This window comes from Sphingopyxis sp. (genome assembly GCF_035998905.1).
Classification (GTDB): Bacteria; Pseudomonadota; Alphaproteobacteria; order Sphingomonadales; family Sphingomonadaceae; genus Sphingopyxis.
Window position 1 is genome coordinate 99,030 of the sequence record NZ_DASYHG010000024.1, and the last position, 15,467, is coordinate 114,496.

Sequence of the window (15,467 nt, forward strand, 5' to 3'; positions counted from 1 at the left end):
GGCAGAACAGCATCGGGGAGAGCAAAGCGTGCCGTTGAAGGGAATCCGGGTACTCGATTTCGGCCGCTATATTGCAGGCCCCTATTGTGCGGCATTGCTCGCCGATTATGGCGCCGACGTGATCCGGATCGAGGCGCCGGGCGGCAACGACGACCGCTATACGGTCCCGGTTGCCGACGACGGATCGGGCGCGATGTTCATGCAGATGAGCCGCGCGAAGCGGTGCCTGGCGTTGAAACCCGGCAGCGTCGAAGGGCGCGAGATCGTCCGCCGCCTCGTCGAAACGGCCGATGTCGTGATCGCCAACATGCCCTACGACGCTTTGGTGAAGCTCGGGCTCGATTATGACAGCCTGTCGGCGATCAACCCGCGCGTCATCCTCGCGACGGCGTCGGCGTTCGGCAGCGACGGTCCGCTCGCCAGCCGCGTCGGGTTCGACGCGGTCGGGCAGGCGATGTCGGGCACCGTACACCTGACCGGCACGGCCGACCAGCCGTACCGCGCGCAGGTCAATTATGTCGATTTCGGCACCGCGCTCCACTGCGCCTTCGGCGTCATGCTGGCGCTGCGCGAGCGCGAGGCGACGGGGAAGGGGCAATGCGTGTCGGGATCGCTGCTCGGCACCGCGCTCGCGATGTCGAACGCGCTGACGATCGACCACGCGCTGAACGGCATCGACCGGCAACCGATTGGCAATCGTGCCTTCAGTTCGGCGCCGACCGATGTGTTCCGGACGCGCGACGGATGGATCCTCACCCAGATCGTCGGCGCGCCGATCTTCGCGCGCTGGGCCGCGCTCGTCGAACGCCCGGAGCTTGTCGACGACCCGCTTTACGCCAGCGACATATTGCGCGGCGACAATGGCGCAGAGCTGAGCGCGATCATGCAGCGCTGGTGCATCGAGAGGACGAGCGCCGACGCGATCGCCGAACTCGCGGCCGCGCGCGTTCCAGCCGCGCCGGTGCTCCGCGCCGGTGAGGCGCTGGCGCAGCCGCAGGTCACGGCGATGGGACTGGTCGAGCCGGTCGGATATCCGGGTGCGCTGGGCACAATTCCGGTGATCCGCGCGCCGATCCACCTTTCGGCCAGCGACAAGGTCAACCCGGCCCGTGCCCCGCAGGTGGGCGAGCACAGCGACGCGATCCTCGCTGAACTCGGCTATGATGCCGAAGCCATCTCGGCTTTACGGGCAGCAAGGATTATTTGATCGGGCGAGGGTGGACAAACGCCAATCGCCAATTAAGTTACCGGTCAGTATAAAAATCAGCCCAGGAGCTTCCGATGACCGATAACAGCGAGTATGTGCCGCCGAAGATCTGGACGTGGGACAAGGAAAGCGGCGGGCGTTTCGCCAATATCAACCGTCCGATCGCGGGGCCGACGCACGACAAGGACCTGCCGGTCGGCAAGCATCCGCTCCAGCTCTATTCGCTCGGCACGCCGAACGGCGTGAAGGTCACCGTGATGCTCGAGGAGCTGCTGGCCGCAGGGCACAGCGGCGCCGAATATGACGCCTGGCTGATCAAGATCGGCGACGGCGACCAGTTTTCGAGCGGCTTTGTCGACGCCAATCCGAACAGCAAGATCCCCGCACTTGTCGACCGCAGCGGCCCGGAGCCGATCCGCGTGTTCGAATCGGGCGCGATCCTGATCCACCTCGCCGAGAAGTTCGGCGAATTCCTGCCGACCGAAACCGCGAAGCGCGCCGAAACCCTGTCCTGGCTGATGTGGCAGATGGGCAGCGCGCCCTTCCTCGGCGGCGGCTTCGGTCATTTTTATGCCTATGCGCCTTTCAAGCAGGAATATCCGATCAACCGCTATGCGATGGAGGTGAAGCGCCAGCTCGACGTGCTCGACCGCCGCCTTGCGGACCATGAATTTATCGCCGGCGCCGACTATACTGTCGCGGATATGGCGATCTGGCCGTGGTATGGCGCGCTCGTGAAGGGGCTCGTCTATGATGCGGGCGAGTTCCTGCAGGTCGACGATTACAAGCATGTCCAACGCTGGACCGACCAGATTGCCGCGCGCCCGGCGGTCAAACGCGGACGGATGGTCAACCGCGTGATGGGCGATCCGGCGAGCCAGCTCCACGAGCGGCACGATGCATCGGACTTCGACCTTCGCACGCAGGACAAGCTGGAAGCTGCGGAATAATCCATATCTTCCGCGCGGGGACTCATCGCCGCTGGTAACGGCTTTGCAACGATAGGCGCAGCGCGGCCCGTTCGGCCCCGTCGCGGGGCCGCGAAACAACGTAAAATACGCAAATGCGGCGTCGGGTGCTCTCGACGCCGCCTTCATTCGTCCCCGCGATGCTTGCGGCATGACAGGCTCGACCCGACTTTCGCGGCACGTCCGCAAACTCGCCCTGACTGGTGCGACCCTCGCGCGCGGGGAGCGCGGCGCTGCCATCGTCGAAATGGCGCTGGTGCTGCCGCTGCTCCTCGCGTTGCTGATGGGCATCCTCGTCTATGGCCAATATTTCATGCTCGCGCACAATGTGCAGCAGGCGGCGAACGATGGCGCCCGCGCCTCGATCATCGGCCTCGACGCCCCCGACCGGCGGGCGGTCGCCGGTCGCGCGGTCGCGCGAAGCCTGCATGCGATTGGCGGCACGCACAGCATCACGGTGTCCGAAACGACCGAAGCGATCACCGTCAGGGTGGCCTTTACCGTGCCGCAGGACAGCTTCCTGCGGTCGGGCTTCGTCCCGTCGCCGGGCAATATCATCCGCGCCGAGGCGACCTTTGAATTGCCGGTCGATTGATCATGACGGCGCTCACTCTCCTTCGTGCGCTTGTTCGCAGCCGCCGCGCCAGCATCAGCATTACCACGGCCTTCGCGACGACGATGCTGATCGGCGCGGCGGCGTTCGCCGTCGACCTCGGCTCGCTCTATCTCGATCGACGCAAGTTGCAGGGGATCGCCGACGCCGCCGCGATGGCAGCAGCGGGCCGCCCCGGCGAAGAGCAGGCAGCGGCGCAGCGGATCATCGCGGCAAACTGCGATTGCGGCATCCGCATCGCGGTGCTGACTCGCGGAACCTATGCGGCAGACCCGGGCGTTCAGGCCGAACAGCGCTTTTCGAGCGGGGGCAGCTCGCCGAACGCCGTGCGGATTACGCTGGCGCGCGACCGCCCGCTGTTCTTCGGCAGCTTCCTGACCGGTCGGCAGGACAGCATCATCCGCGCGACCGCGACCGGAGCACGGCGCGGCTATGCCGCCTTTTCGCTCGGATCGCGCGTCGCCGCCGTGAACGGGGGGCTGCCCAACGCGCTCCTGTCGAGCCTGACGGGAAGCCAGCTCAGCCTTTCGCTGATGGATTATGAGGCGCTCGCGAGTACCGATGTCGACCTGCTCGCCTTTTCGGAGGCGCTGCGCACCGAGCTCAACGCCGACGTGCTAACCTTCGGGCAGACGCTCGATACGCAGGTGACGATGCCGCAGGTCGTGTCGGCGCTGGCGAAGGCGTCGGACGGCCGCGCCGCGACGGCGCTCGAGCATATCGCCGACCGGGCGCTGCCACGAAGCTTGCTGCCGTCGCGTGCGATCGACCTCGGCCCGCGATCGTCGAGCATCCGTGTCGACCCGGCAAATCCGGTGAATGTCAACGCGCTCAGCCTGCTCCGTGCGATGCTACTGCTCGGCAATGCGAACCGTCAGGTTGACCTGTCGGTGGCGAGCAACCTGCCAGGCGGGTCGGGGATCGACATCGCGCTGATGATCGGCGAACCGCCGGCAAACTCCCCGCTGATTGCAGTCACCGACACCAACGATGTGGTCGTCCGCACCGCGCAGGTGCGGCTGAAACTCGACACGCGGATCGCGACACCGGTCGCTAGCGCCCATCTGCCGGTCCTCGCCGAACTCGGGTCGGCGTCGGCGCGGATCACCGATATCGACTGCCGCCCCAACAGCAGCGAGGCGGTGTCGCTTGGCGTCGTGACGTCGCCCGCGATGCTTGCCATCGGGACGGTCGACGACGGCGATTTTCGGGACATGGAGCGCCCACTCGACCCGAAGGTGGCGCGCGTGGTGAAATTGCCGCTCGTCACTGTCGATGCCGAAGCCGAGCTGGTGCTGTCGGATCTCGCGCAGAAGAAGGTCGCCTTTTCGCGCACAGCGATCGACGAGGGGCAGGTGAAGACCGTGTCGAGCACCGGGCTGGTCGCTGGTGCGGCGAAATCGCTGTCGGACCGGATGGAGCTGCACGTCAATGTCCTCGGTCTCGGACTCAACCTGAAGGCGCTGACGGCGACCGTCGGCGGAGCCGTCGCGCTTGCTGCGCCGGTTCTCGACGGTGTGCTGTCGGACCTTACCGGCCTGCTCGGCGTCGGCATCGGCCAGGCCGATGCGCGAGTCAACGCGCTGCGCTGCGGAAAAGCGCGGCTGGTCTGATCGGTTCATAACGGTGCCGGGGCGGATGCGCTTTGTGACCAGTATCGCCCGGCACAACCCATAAGGGAGGAGTTGCACCGGAAATCGGGGAGGGCGAAGATGGCGACGGCGCATGAACCACAGCGTGTATCGGCGGCGGATTTCATCCGGGGCTTTGCCAATTGGCGGTTGCAGTCGGCGCGCAAGCCCGTGGTCGTCACACATCATGGCAAGGATGCGCATGTGCTGATCTCGCTCGACGATTACCGGCGCCTCGACCGCGATGGTGCGACCGAGGTCGCTTCGGGAACGAACCAGCTGCAAGCCTCGCTCGCAGGACTGGTCGAGGCGGTCCGCGATGGTGTGATCGCGATCGACCGGGGGTGGCGTATCGCGGCGGTTAATCCCGCGGCGAGCGACATGCTGGGCACCGCAGCCGCCGCGCTGATCGGCGGCGACCTGGTGGACGCCTTGCCGGGGCTCGACGGCAGCCTGCTATCGCATCGGCTGAGCCGGCTCATTGATTATCGCGAACGCTTTTCGGGCGACATGCCCGCTATCCTGCGCCCGCGCCAATGGCTGCGCGTCGACCTGGTACCCGTGCCGGTGGGCGGCGCGATCATCTTGCGCGATGTCAGCGAGACGATGGAGGAATGTGCCGCGGGCGATGCACGGAGTGCGCTGCTTGCGACTGTCGAGGCCGACGGCAGTATCGGCCACGCCCGCATTACCGTGCGCGAAACGGTCGAGACCGCGAATGATGCGCTGACCGCCATGGTCGGGGTCGATGTCGCCGCGATCCGGCGAGTGCGCTTTTCGGCCCTGCTCGCGATCGGGCAGCGACAGGCCTTTGTCGAGGCACTGGAAACGGTGTTCCGGACCGGCGAACCCGCGCGCATCGGTTCAGAGATGATCACGCGCGACGGCGCGATCCTGCCCGTCACCCTGTCGATCGCCGAAGTTCGCGGCGCCTATGCGAGCGACGGGGCGGTCATCCTCGCGACCCCGCGGGCTACCGGTTAGGCGGCATTCCTGTATCGGCAATGGCGGCCGCGCTGGACAAGCGTGGCCGTTACGCGCAATCATCGGGGCGGGAAGGTTGCAAGTCGCAACTTGCCGTTTACGTAAAGGTGAGCGCCCAGTATAAGGGCGCCATTACCCGATGGGAGATTCGTGATGGACATGGAATTCAGCCCCGAAGATCTCGCCTTCCAAAAGGAAGTGCGCGACTTCATCGCCGAAAATTACCCCGCCGAGCTGCGCGGGAAGCAGGATGAGGGCGAGGAGCTGTCCAAGGAGGATTTCCTCGTCTGGCACAGGATCCTGCACAAGAAGGGCTGGATCGCACCCGCCTGGCCGGTCGAATATGGCGGCACCGGCTGGACGCCGACGCAGCGTTTCATCTGGTCGGAGGAAACAGCCCGCGCCGACTGTATCCGCCTGATGCCCTTTGGCCTCGCGATGGTCGGTCCCGTTATCTATACCTTTGGCACCCCCGAACAGAAGGCGCATTTCCTGCCGCGCATCCTGTCGGGCGAGGATTGGTGGTGCCAGGGCTATTCGGAACCCGGCTCGGGCTCCGACCTCGCTTCGCTGCGTACCGCCGCGGTCCCCGACGGCGACGATTATATCGTCAATGGTCAAAAGACCTGGACGACGCTGGCACAGCACGCCGACTGGGGCTTCTTCCTCGTCCGCACCGACAAGGACGCAAAGCAGCAGGAAGGCATCAGCTTCCTCCTCATCGACATGAAATCGCCCGGCATCACCGTGCGCCCGATCATCACGCTGGGCGGCGAGCATGAGGTCAACGAAGTGTGGCTCGAGGATGTCCGCGTGCCGCAATCGCAGCGCGTTTACGAAGAGAATAAGGGCTGGACCTGCGCCAAGTTCCTGCTCGCGCACGAACGTACCGGTATCGCCGGTGTCGCGGCGTCGAAGCGCGGGATCGAGAAGGTGAAGGCGATCGCCCGCACCGAACTCGACGGCGACAAGCCGCTGCTCGCCAACGCCTTTTTCAAGCGCAAGGTCGCCGACCTCGAAGTCGATCTCGCGGCGCTCGAATTCACCGAATTGCGCAGTCTTGCCGGTCCGAACGCTAACCGCGGCCCGGGGCCAGAATCGAGCCTGCTCAAGATCAAGGGTTCGGAAATCCAGCAGCGGTTGACCGAGCTGACGCTCGAAGCCGTCAGCCATTATGGCGCGCCCTATTTCCGCGGTTTCGGAGAGGGCGACAACGAACATCCGATCGGTCCGGACTATGCGCACCGCGCGGCGCCGACCTATTTCAACACGCGCAAGACGACGATCTATGGCGGGTCGAATGAGATTCAGCGCAACATCATCGCGAAGATGGTGCTCGGACTCTGATCAGATAATCCACGTCATTCCGGCGAAAGCCGGAATCTCGGCCCCACGGCCTTGAGACCCCGGCCTTCGCCGGGGTGACGGTGAAATTAGGGAATAGAAGAATGGATTTCACCTACACCGAAACGCAGGACATGATCCGCGACACGCTCGCCCGCTTCCTCGGCGACACCTATGATTTCGAAACGCGCCAGAAGTTCATCAATTCGGACAGCGGCCGCGACCCCGCGATCTGGACTGCGCTCGCGCAAGAACTGGGCATGCTCGGCGCGCCCTTTGCCGAAGAACATGGCGGCCTCGGCGGCGGCGCGCTCGAAAATGCGATCGTCATGGAGGAGCTGGGCAAGGTCATCGGGATCGAGCCGTATCTTCCGACCGTCGTGATCGCGGGCGGCGCGCTCAAGGCCGTCGGCGGCGCGCGGGCCGATGCGATGATCCCCGAGATCATCGCCGGCAACGCGATCATTGCCTTCGCCTATGCCGAGCCGCAGGGCCGCTATGACCTGGCGAATCTGCGCACCACCGCGAAGAAGGACGGCGCGGGCTATGTGCTGAACGGCCACAAGGGTGTGGTCTATGCCGCGCCTTGGGCGACGCACCTGCTCGTCACCGCGCGCACCGGCGGCAACCAGCGTGACAAGGATGGCGTGTCGCTGTTCCTGATCGACGCCAACCTGCCGGGCATCGTTCGCCGCGACTATCCGACCGTCGACGGCAGCCGCGCGTCGGAAATCTATTTCGAGAATGTCGCGATCCCCGGCGATGCGCTGCTTGGCGGCGAGGGGGCTGCGCTGTCGCTGATCGAGCAGATCGTCGACGAAGCGACCGTTGCGGTGTGTGCCGAGGCGACCGGCGTGATGCAGAAACTGCACGAAGGCACGCTAGAATATACACAGCAGCGCAAGCAGTTCGGCGTGCCGATCGCGAAGTTCCAGGTGCTCCAGCACCGCATGGTCGACATGTTCATGGAAGTCGAACAGGCGCGCTCTATGACGATCATGGGCACACTGAAGCTGGGCCTGCCCGCGAACGAGCGCATGGCGGCAGTATCGGCCGCGAAGGCGAAGGTCGGACGCGGCGCCAATTTCGTCGGCCAGAACGCGATCCAGACGCACGGCGGCATCGGCATCACGCAGGAACTGGCGATCGGCCATTATTTCAAGCGATCAACGATGATCGAAGGCCAGTTCGGCAGCGTCGATCATCATATGGACCGATACGAACGGATTACGCTGGCCGACTGATGGCCCCGCCGTCGGGGGCCGACCGGGTTGGGAGAGCCGCGGCGTCGCCCTAATAGGCGAGGTCGACGGCGATCCGGAGCGTGCGCGGGCGCAGCGGGGTCAGGAACCCTTCATTGCCCTCGACGAAGGGCGTGCCCAGCGAAAAGCGATTTCCGCGCGAATCGAACAAATTGGTCAGCGTTAATGACAGCCCGCGGCGTTCGTTGCCGACGCGCATCGCGAGGCCCGTATCGATATAATCGCCCTGGCTTTCGCCGAGCACCGGCCCGATGCCGAGCCGCGACGGGCCGATATAATTGGCCCAGCCGTTCAGGCGGAAACCCTCGTCGCCGATGACCGTGGCATAGTTCACCGAACCGCGCACCGCATGGCTCGCAACATTGGGAATGCGGCCGAGCCGGCCCGGCGCCGCGTCATATACGGGCAGGATCCGCGGCGCGAGGTCGTCGACCCGGCTGTGATTATAGACCGCGCCCAGCTCGAGGGTCAGTGCCTCGGTCGGACGCATCGCGAGAGCGCCTGAAATGCTGGTGATACGCCCATCGCCGATGTTGGCGGTGGTCGGGAAACCTGTGCTGTCGATAAAATCGGCCTGAATGTTGCGCCAGCGGCTGTGCGAGATCGAGACGCTGGCGTCGAACAGGCTCTGCCCCTTGTCGCCGAAGCGCATTCCGGCTTCCCACGTCCGGACCTGGTCGTTGAGGAAGCGCCGCACGAAATTGCCGTCGACTGCGAGGCCGCCGGGGCGGAACCCCTCCTGATAGCGCGCATAGAGCCGGACATTGTGCAGCGGCGTTGCGAGCAGCGAGAAGGACGGCAGCAGATCGGTTTCGTGGCGTGAAGCGGTTGTTGCGCGTCCCGCCTGCGAGAGAGCGAAGGAGACGCCTTCGGCCGCACCCCCCAGCCGCGCATGCGACAGGCGAACGCCGCCAGAGGCGATGATGTTCGGCATCACCTCGACCGTCGCCTCGGCGTAGCCTGTGAATTCGGTGATCCGGTTGGTTACACCGGGCAGGACCGCGCGAAGCGGGCCATAGCCATATTCGCGGTCCTGCCGGGCCCGGTTGTCGATGAAGCTGGCGCCGACCACCCAGCCCAGGCCGTCGCGATAAGGGCGCGACAGGCGGTTTTCGCTGACGAACATGCGCGTCGCATTATGCTGGTCGAGTACACGCGGGACATTGTTCAGTGGAACGACCTGAATGGGCGCGAACAGGCGCTCGACATCCACCGCTGCAACCGAAGGCGGGGCAGGCACGCCGCCGTTGGACATATCGGACCCTTGCCGCGCCTCGGGAAGGCTGGCGTCGAAGCGTTCGAACAGGCGGTGATCGATGAAGGCGTTCGACGACTGGAAGTGCAGGTCGTCCCAGTCCTTCATGACGACGATCGTGCCCATGCCGTAACGTGCGGTCGCATTCTGCTCGACCATCGAATTGCGGGTCAGCGGCGGGCCGTCCTTGTCGGCATATTGGGCGTCGTCCGACGTGATCGCCTGATAGACGCCGCCGAAATCGACCGTCCAGTCGTCGCCGGCCTCGAACCGGAAGGTCCCGCGCCCGCCGCGCACATGGACGCGGTTGACGTCGTTCTGCCCGCGCAGCGGATTGTCGATATAGCCGCCGTCGGTCAGCATATAGCCGACGAGGCGCAGCGCATGGCCGTCTTCGCCAACGGGGAGGTTGGCGATCGCGGCGATGTCGCCGCCGGGGTCGCCATGCTGGGTGATCGAGACGCCCGCGATTGCCTGAATCGTCATCGTGCGCGGGTCGGGGGCCTTGGGCACGACGCGGATGATGCCGCCGAGTGATCCGGCGCCATAAAGCGTCCCCTGCGGTCCTTCGAGGATTTCGACATTGTCGACATCGTAAAGCCGAAGATCGGGGTCGGGGGCGTTGTAGCTGAGGCGGATGTCGCCGAAATATTGGCCAACGGTCGACTGCGTCGGGCCGGTGAAGCTCGAATCGGCAATGCCGCGAATGAACAGCTTGTTGCGCCCCGAACCGAGGTGCGTCGAAGAGACCGTTGCCGTCCGCGACAGGATCGAATCCATCCCGCGCTCGCCACCGAACGTCAAATCGCCGCCATCCAATTGGGTGACGACGCCCGCAAAGTGCGAATAGGGAAGATCGGTTTTCGACGCGGTGACGATGATTTCGTCCTCTGCCGACGCAATCGTGTCCTGCGATGGTTCGCGGGCGCGCGCTTGCGGCGCCTGCCGCAGTGGTGGTGCCGCGCGTGCGACGCGCGGTCCAACGGGGCGCGGCTCGATCCGCCAGCTCGTCGCGCTGACGCGCACCGCGCGCGCGTCGGACCCGGCCAGCAAGCGGCGGATCGCCTCGTCGACGCTCATCCGTCCGCGCACCGGCTTGACGCGCGCCTGCCAGAGTTTCGCATCGACGACGCTGATACTGACCCCGGCCTGCCGACTGATGACCGGCAACACGCTCGACAGATTACCTTTGGGTACGTCGAACGCGCGTTCCTCCGCCGCCAGAGCCTGCGCGGGCAGGCTCAACGCAATTGCTGCTGCGGCAAGACAAAGGCGCGATTGCATGTTCAGCGGGTCAATATCCAGCCATCGCCTTGGCGCTCGGCCCGGGTACCCGACAGGGCGGCGAGGTCGGCGATCGTACGGTTGCGGTTTTTGTCGATAATCAGCGCGCCGCGGAACGACAGGTCATTCGCCTCGGGCGCGATGCTGACCTGCATCCCGGCGGTGCGCTTCAGGTCCTCGGCGACGACGGTGAGCGGGGTGCCGTTATAGACGAGCAGGCCGCTGCGCCAGCCGCCGACATTTGCGATATCGACATCCCTTACGACGGGTGGCTTACGCTCGCCATCGCGCGCTTCGATCCCCTTACCCGCAACGAGGCGGACATTGTCGCGGTCGGGGTTGTACAGGACGATGCCTTCGGAGACCGCAACCGAGGTCTGGCGATCGCGTCGCACGACGTTGAAGGCAGTGCCAAGGTCGACGATCTTGGCGCCGCCCGTTTCGACGACGAAGGGATCGTTGTCGCGGTGCACGACGTGGAACATCGCCTCGCCCGATTCCAGCCGGGCAAAGCGCGGGCGGTCCTTGTCGATTTCGACCACCGACGCGCCGTTGATCTCGATCTTCGACCCGTCGGCGAGCGTGACCGTACGATGTTCGCCCGCCAGGGTTTCGATCCGGTCCGCGCTGCGGAACGGGCCCAGGCTCGACAGGCTGACTGCGCCGACCAGCGCCGCAGCCATCGCACCGCCGAACCACGCACGTCGCGACGGACGGCGCGGGGCGTCGGGTGGCGTCACCACCGAAGATTTCCCAACCGGGGGCAACGTATCGAGATCGCGGTCGAGGCTCGCGACCGCATCATAGATTGCGGCATGATCCGCATCCTCGGCGAGCCAGTCGGCGAAGCCGTCCCAATCGTCGAACAGGGGATCGCGCTGGCGGATCAGCCAGTCGATTGCGCGCGCTTCGGTGGTCGTCGGGTCAGCTTGCATCGAACTGCCTCCGGATCACGGCGAGCGCGGCATAGACCTTGCGCAGGTCGGCTTCGACGGTACTCAGGCTGACCCCCATTTCACCGGCTATATCGCGCTGGTTGAGGCCGTCGACACGAAAGCGGCGGAAGATGCGCGCCGGCCGCTCGCCGGTCGCGGCGATCGCCTTTTCAACCAGAACGAGTTGCTCGCGCGAGATCAGCGAGGTTTCGCTCGACGGCGCGTGCGTGGCGGAAGCTTCACCCCACGCCTTGTCACGTAGCTCGCGCTGCCGCGCCGAGCGATAGCGGTCGAGCATCAGGTTGTTCGCCGCGCGCATGATGTAAGGGAGGGGATCGGCAATCGGCCCGCTTCGCCGGTCGGTCAACCGCATCCACAGGTCCTGGAACAGGTCTTCGGCACCGTCGCCCGCGCCGCGAACCTCCAGAAAGCGGACGATACGGTCCCGGTTGGCGAGCAATACGCCTTCGATGCCTTGGGCGGCGTCGGTTCGGTCACGCGGCTCGGTCATGGATTGCTTGCTTTGGAACGCCATCTTCTGTCGGTCAGCGCCCATTCTTGCTGCGCCATACGTCCCCCTGATCGCGCCGTCATATAGCGCCAATGGCCTGCGGTGCAACCGCGGCGGAGCGAGGGGGATGATGGCCAGTGCAAGCATCGGTTTCTTCGTTCATGTCCCAAGGCAAGGGGGAAGCGTGGGTAGGGGTAACGCTTCCCCCTCGCGGGCGGGGCCGGCCAGGGGGGCTAGAGGCCGACCCGCAGACTCGCACGGAAAGCCCAGCCGATATGGCTTTGCTGTTCTTCCGCGGACACTTCGCCGGCGACCTGGAAGGCCGAGTTTCCGGCGATGCCACGGAAACGGCCGATCCAGCCGCTCGTGCGATCATCAGGGGTGAGGGTGAAGGGAGTGCCGTCCTTGAACGACGCAGTGGTCGCGCCCAGCGTACCGCTGACGATCTGGCGGCGGCCGCCTTCGAGTTCGAAGCGGGTCCAACCGTCATATTCGTCGGCGCCGCCGAAATCGAGTCCGATGGCAACGGTCCCCGACACGGCGAGTTCGTCGCTGTCGCGGCTCAATACCTTGAGGTCGAGCGCATCGCCGCCGCCGGTTTCCTGATAGCCGTCTTCCTTCAGCTTGAAGTAGTCGACCGCGACCATCGGGCGGATCGTCAGGCCGCCGGCACGGGCATCATAGGCGAGCGAGCCCGAAGCCGACCACAAGGTGCCGTCCCATTTGCCCTTCATCGTCTTTTCGATGTCGTCGGCGCCGGCTTCGGCGCGGAAGATGCGCGTGCCCTTCATGCTGATCGGCGCACCCGAAACGCGGGCGTTGGCCATGAAGCCGTCCGAGCGCAGGCGCCAGTGCAGCGCGCCTTCGAACTGGCTGGTGCTGACTTCGTTGGCATTGCTGCCATTGCCGTCCTTGCCGTTGAGGAAGGCGATCGAGCCACCGAAACTGCCGACATCGGTCTTGATTTCGGCGCCGCCCGAAATGCCCCAGCCGCTGACGTCATAGCTCGCGGTGTCGCCGACGCTTTTCGACGTGCCCCAGACGGCCTGGTTGACCCAATAGCCCCACTTGCCTTCGTCCTGGAATGGCGCATTGGGGTCCTGCAGGTAACGCGACAGCGCACGCGAACCCGAAGTGACTGTTTCAAAGACGCCGCCTTCATGCTCGGGGAGCATCTGGCCGAGCTGGCCGCGGAATTGGGCGCCATCGGTGATGCCGAGGAAGACGCCTTCGACCTTCTTGTCGGCAATCACGGCGTCGAGCACCGCATCGAACGCACCTGCTTCGGAGCGATTCAGTCCGAGTTCGGTCGTCGACTTGCGCGACACGTCGACGATCAATTGCGTCGCGTTCGACGTCAGCGTGCCCTTATAAAGGAAGGGCAGCAAGGTCTGCGATGCGGTCAGGTTGTTTGCGCCGGTGAGGCTGCCGGCGGTCAGCACGACATGCTTGCCCTCGGCCTTTTCGATGCTCGAAAGCTTCAGCGCGAGTTTCGATTCAGCGCCGAAGCTGGCGTTGCCGGTGACCTGGAGGTTGGTTCCAGTGCTGCCCGTATCGAGCATCACGCCCAGCGTGCCCTTGTCGGTGATTGCGAGCGACGAGATCGTTGCCGCGCCGCCGACATCGAAAGTGCCGCCCGAGACCGAGACCGCCAGACCCTGCGAATTGGCGAGCGTGCCCGAGAAAATCGACGTGCCGCCGATGGTCAGGATATCGCCGCCGCCGCCGAAATCGGCGAGGCCGGTGAATTTTGACGTCCCGGCGAGCGTCATAGTGTCATTGCCTGCGCCGAAGCGGGCGTTGCCGGCATAGGTCGCATCACCCGACAGGGCGAGGCGGTTATGGCCGCCGCCGAAAAAGCTGTTCCCCTTCACCGAGCCGTCGGCGATGTCGAACACGTCGTTGCCGCCGCCAAAGCGGACATCGCCGATGATGCTGGGCGCGGTGATGCCTGCGGCCACTGCGGTCTGCTTGACCAGCGCGCCATTGCTATTCGCCGACAGGTCGATCGCGATGTTGCGATCCGAAGATGCAAGGGCGCCAGTGGCGCTGATCGTGCCGCTGTTCTCGACCGTGCCAACCTTGCCCGACAGGTCGACGATGGCGCGCGCAGTGCCGTTGTCGCCGCCGGTCTTGGCGGTGATCGAACCGCTGTTGCGGATCAGAGGCACGTCGCCGCCAGCCTCGACCAGCACCGCCGTCGCGATCGAATTCGCGGCGTTGCCCGCGGTCGTTGCGTCGATCTTGCCCGCATTGCGGAGTTCGGGGGTGGTCGCGCCGCTGCCGATGCGGATCGCCGTTGCGGCGGTATCCTTCGACAGCGCCAGCACGCTGCCCGTGGTGCTGATGCCGATGCCGCCGGCGATGTTGACCGCGCCGCCAAGGCCGCCGATCTGCATGCCATTGCCGTCCTTGCCGGTGTACAGTCCGTTGCCGATGACCGACCCTTCGATGATCAGACCGAGGCCGGTTCCGGTTCCGGCGACGGGGCCGATCGTGACGGCCTGGGTGGCGGAGCCGATGCGGACCGCCGCTGCCGAACCGAAGGAGCGGACCGCTGCGGTGCCTTCCTTGTCGTCGTCGATGCCGTCCTTGTCTTCGTCCTTGTCGTCAGGCTTGGTGTCCTTGGGAGCCGCGGCGAGGACGATGCCGCCCGTCACATTGCCTTCTACCGACAGCGCGTTGCCGCCGATCAGCAGGTCGTCGGCGTCGAGCTTCGACGGGTCGGCCGGCGGAGTGGTGAAGCGATAGCCGGTGGCGGTCAGATTGCCCTGGACGACGAGCGCACCCGTAATGTTGCCCGCAAGCCGCGCGCCGGTCGCATCGAGACCCGTCGCGGTGATCGTCCCGGCGAGGCGGACGTTGCCCGCCACATCCTGCAGCCCGACGCCGAGCGCGCGGTCGCCGAGGACGGTGACGGTGCCGTCATTGGTGAAATTGCCGGTCAGCGGTCCGCCGAGGCGGATGCCCGCCGAATCATTGCCTTCAATCGCGATCGTGCCGCTGTTGACGACGTTGCCGGTAAAGGCGCCGCCGGTGGCGATGCCGACGCGATTGCTGCCAATGGCAAAGGCGCCGTCGAGGTCACCGTCATTGTCGATATCGGTCGGCGCATAGGTTTCGTCGATGGTGATCTTGCCGGTCGCCGCGTTGGTGATCCCGCCCGAAGTTCCGGCGCCGGCGAAAATGCCGGTCGCGCCATTGACGTTGCTGAATTCGATCGTCCCTTCGTTGACGACCTTGTGATTGCTGTCGATCGTGACGGCGGGACCCGCGGCCGTCGGCTTGATCGACCCCGCCGAAGTGATCTTGATATCGTCGGGGGCGCCCGATTTGATCGTCGATGTCCGCACCGGCGCCGTCGTCGCGGTGGTGATCGTCGTTTCGGCTTGGGCGGTGGTCGAAAGGAGGGTGGCCAGGCAGGTGGAGGCCAGCAAGGTCTTGCGCATCGGGTTCCTCTTGTGATCGGGGCC

At 65.4% G+C, this 15,467-nt stretch carries 11 protein-coding genes; 7 read left to right on the forward strand and 4 right to left on the reverse strand.

Features of this window, described 5'->3' with window-relative positions:
* Nucleotides 1–28: 28 nt before the first annotated feature.
* The 7 genes from VGN62_RS13020 to VGN62_RS13050 all read left to right on the forward strand — a co-directional run bounded on the left by VGN62_RS13020 (nt 29) and on the right by VGN62_RS13050 (nt 7,991).
* Nucleotides 29–1,207, forward strand: coding sequence for a CoA transferase (locus VGN62_RS13020; protein ID WP_327454498.1), 1,179 nt, complete (start codon nt 29–31; stop codon nt 1,205–1,207).
* Nucleotides 1,208–1,281: 74 nt separating this feature from the next.
* Nucleotides 1,282–2,157 carry a glutathione-dependent disulfide-bond oxidoreductase gene (gene yghU / locus VGN62_RS13025; protein ID WP_327454500.1) on the forward strand — a complete coding sequence of 292 codons (876 nt, stop codon included), beginning with the start codon at nt 1,282–1,284 and terminating at the stop codon, nt 2,155–2,157.
* Nucleotides 2,158–2,326: 169 nt separating this feature from the next.
* Nucleotides 2,327–2,770 (forward strand): TadE/TadG family type IV pilus assembly protein, encoded by a 444-nt coding sequence (locus VGN62_RS13030; protein ID WP_327454502.1) that lies wholly within the window; start codon nt 2,327–2,329, stop codon nt 2,768–2,770.
* A gap of 2 nt (nt 2,771–2,772) precedes the next feature.
* Nucleotides 2,773–4,401: a TadG family pilus assembly protein gene (locus VGN62_RS13035; RefSeq protein ID WP_327454504.1), complete on the forward strand. Its 1,629-nt coding sequence runs from the start codon at nt 2,773–2,775 to the stop codon at nt 4,399–4,401.
* Nucleotides 4,402–4,500: 99 nt separating this feature from the next.
* Entirely contained in the window at nt 4,501–5,403 is a 903-nt protein-coding gene (locus VGN62_RS13040) for a PAS domain-containing protein (protein WP_327454506.1), read from the forward strand.
* Nucleotides 5,404–5,556: 153 nt separating this feature from the next.
* Nucleotides 5,557–6,750 carry an acyl-CoA dehydrogenase family protein gene (locus VGN62_RS13045; RefSeq protein WP_327454508.1) on the forward strand — a complete coding sequence of 398 codons (1,194 nt, stop codon included), beginning with the start codon at nt 5,557–5,559 and terminating at the stop codon, nt 6,748–6,750.
* Between the two features lie 101 nt (nt 6,751–6,851).
* Entirely contained in the window at nt 6,852–7,991 is a 1,140-nt protein-coding gene (locus VGN62_RS13050) for an acyl-CoA dehydrogenase family protein (RefSeq protein ID WP_327454510.1), read from the forward strand.
* Nucleotides 7,992–8,040: 49 nt separating this feature from the next.
* Here VGN62_RS13050 and VGN62_RS13055 read toward each other — a convergent pair whose 3' ends face one another.
* The 4 genes from VGN62_RS13055 to VGN62_RS13070 all read right to left on the reverse strand — a co-directional run bounded on the left by VGN62_RS13055 (nt 8,041) and on the right by VGN62_RS13070 (nt 15,443).
* Nucleotides 8,041–10,548: a TonB-dependent receptor domain-containing protein gene (locus tag VGN62_RS13055; protein WP_414713280.1), complete on the reverse strand. Its 2,508-nt coding sequence runs from the start codon at nt 10,546–10,548 to the stop codon at nt 8,041–8,043.
* A gap of 2 nt (nt 10,549–10,550) precedes the next feature.
* Nucleotides 10,551–11,483: a FecR family protein gene (locus VGN62_RS13060; protein ID WP_327454514.1), complete on the reverse strand. Its 933-nt coding sequence runs from the start codon at nt 11,481–11,483 to the stop codon at nt 10,551–10,553.
* Nucleotides 11,473–11,994, reverse strand: coding sequence for a sigma-70 family RNA polymerase sigma factor (locus tag VGN62_RS13065; protein WP_327454516.1), 522 nt, complete (start codon nt 11,992–11,994; stop codon nt 11,473–11,475). The genes VGN62_RS13060 and VGN62_RS13065 overlap by 11 nt, the downstream gene beginning before the upstream one ends.
* Nucleotides 11,995–12,227: 233 nt before the next feature.
* Nucleotides 12,228–15,443, reverse strand: a complete 3,216-nt coding sequence (locus VGN62_RS13070; protein ID WP_327454518.1) for an autotransporter outer membrane beta-barrel domain-containing protein — start codon at nt 15,441–15,443, stop codon at nt 12,228–12,230.
* Between the last annotated feature and the right edge of the window lie 24 nt (nt 15,444–15,467).

Bases quoted from the DNA above. Each gene is read 5' to 3' on its own strand.
- yghU (WP_327454500.1), top strand. From the start codon at position 1,282: ATGACCGATAACAGCGAGTATGTGCCGCCGAAGATCTGGACGTGGGAC.
- VGN62_RS13030 (WP_327454502.1), top strand. From the start codon at position 2,327: ATGACAGGCTCGACCCGACTTTCGCGGCACGTCCGCAAACTCGCCCTG.
- VGN62_RS13035 (WP_327454504.1), top strand. From the start codon at position 2,773: ATGACGGCGCTCACTCTCCTTCGTGCGCTTGTTCGCAGCCGCCGCGCC.
- VGN62_RS13040 (WP_327454506.1), top strand. From the start codon at position 4,501: ATGGCGACGGCGCATGAACCACAGCGTGTATCGGCGGCGGATTTCATC.
- VGN62_RS13045 (WP_327454508.1), top strand. From the start codon at position 5,557: ATGGACATGGAATTCAGCCCCGAAGATCTCGCCTTCCAAAAGGAAGTG.
- VGN62_RS13050 (WP_327454510.1), top strand. From the start codon at position 6,852: ATGGATTTCACCTACACCGAAACGCAGGACATGATCCGCGACACGCTC.
- VGN62_RS13055 (WP_414713280.1), bottom strand. From the start codon at position 10,548: ATGCAATCGCGCCTTTGTCTTGCCGCAGCAGCAATTGCGTTGAGCCTG.
- VGN62_RS13060 (WP_327454514.1), bottom strand. From the start codon at position 11,483: ATGCAAGCTGACCCGACGACCACCGAAGCGCGCGCAATCGACTGGCTG.
- VGN62_RS13065 (WP_327454516.1), bottom strand. From the start codon at position 11,994: ATGACCGAGCCGCGTGACCGAACCGACGCCGCCCAAGGCATCGAAGGC.
- VGN62_RS13070 (WP_327454518.1), bottom strand. From the start codon at position 15,443: ATGCGCAAGACCTTGCTGGCCTCCACCTGCCTGGCCACCCTCCTTTCG.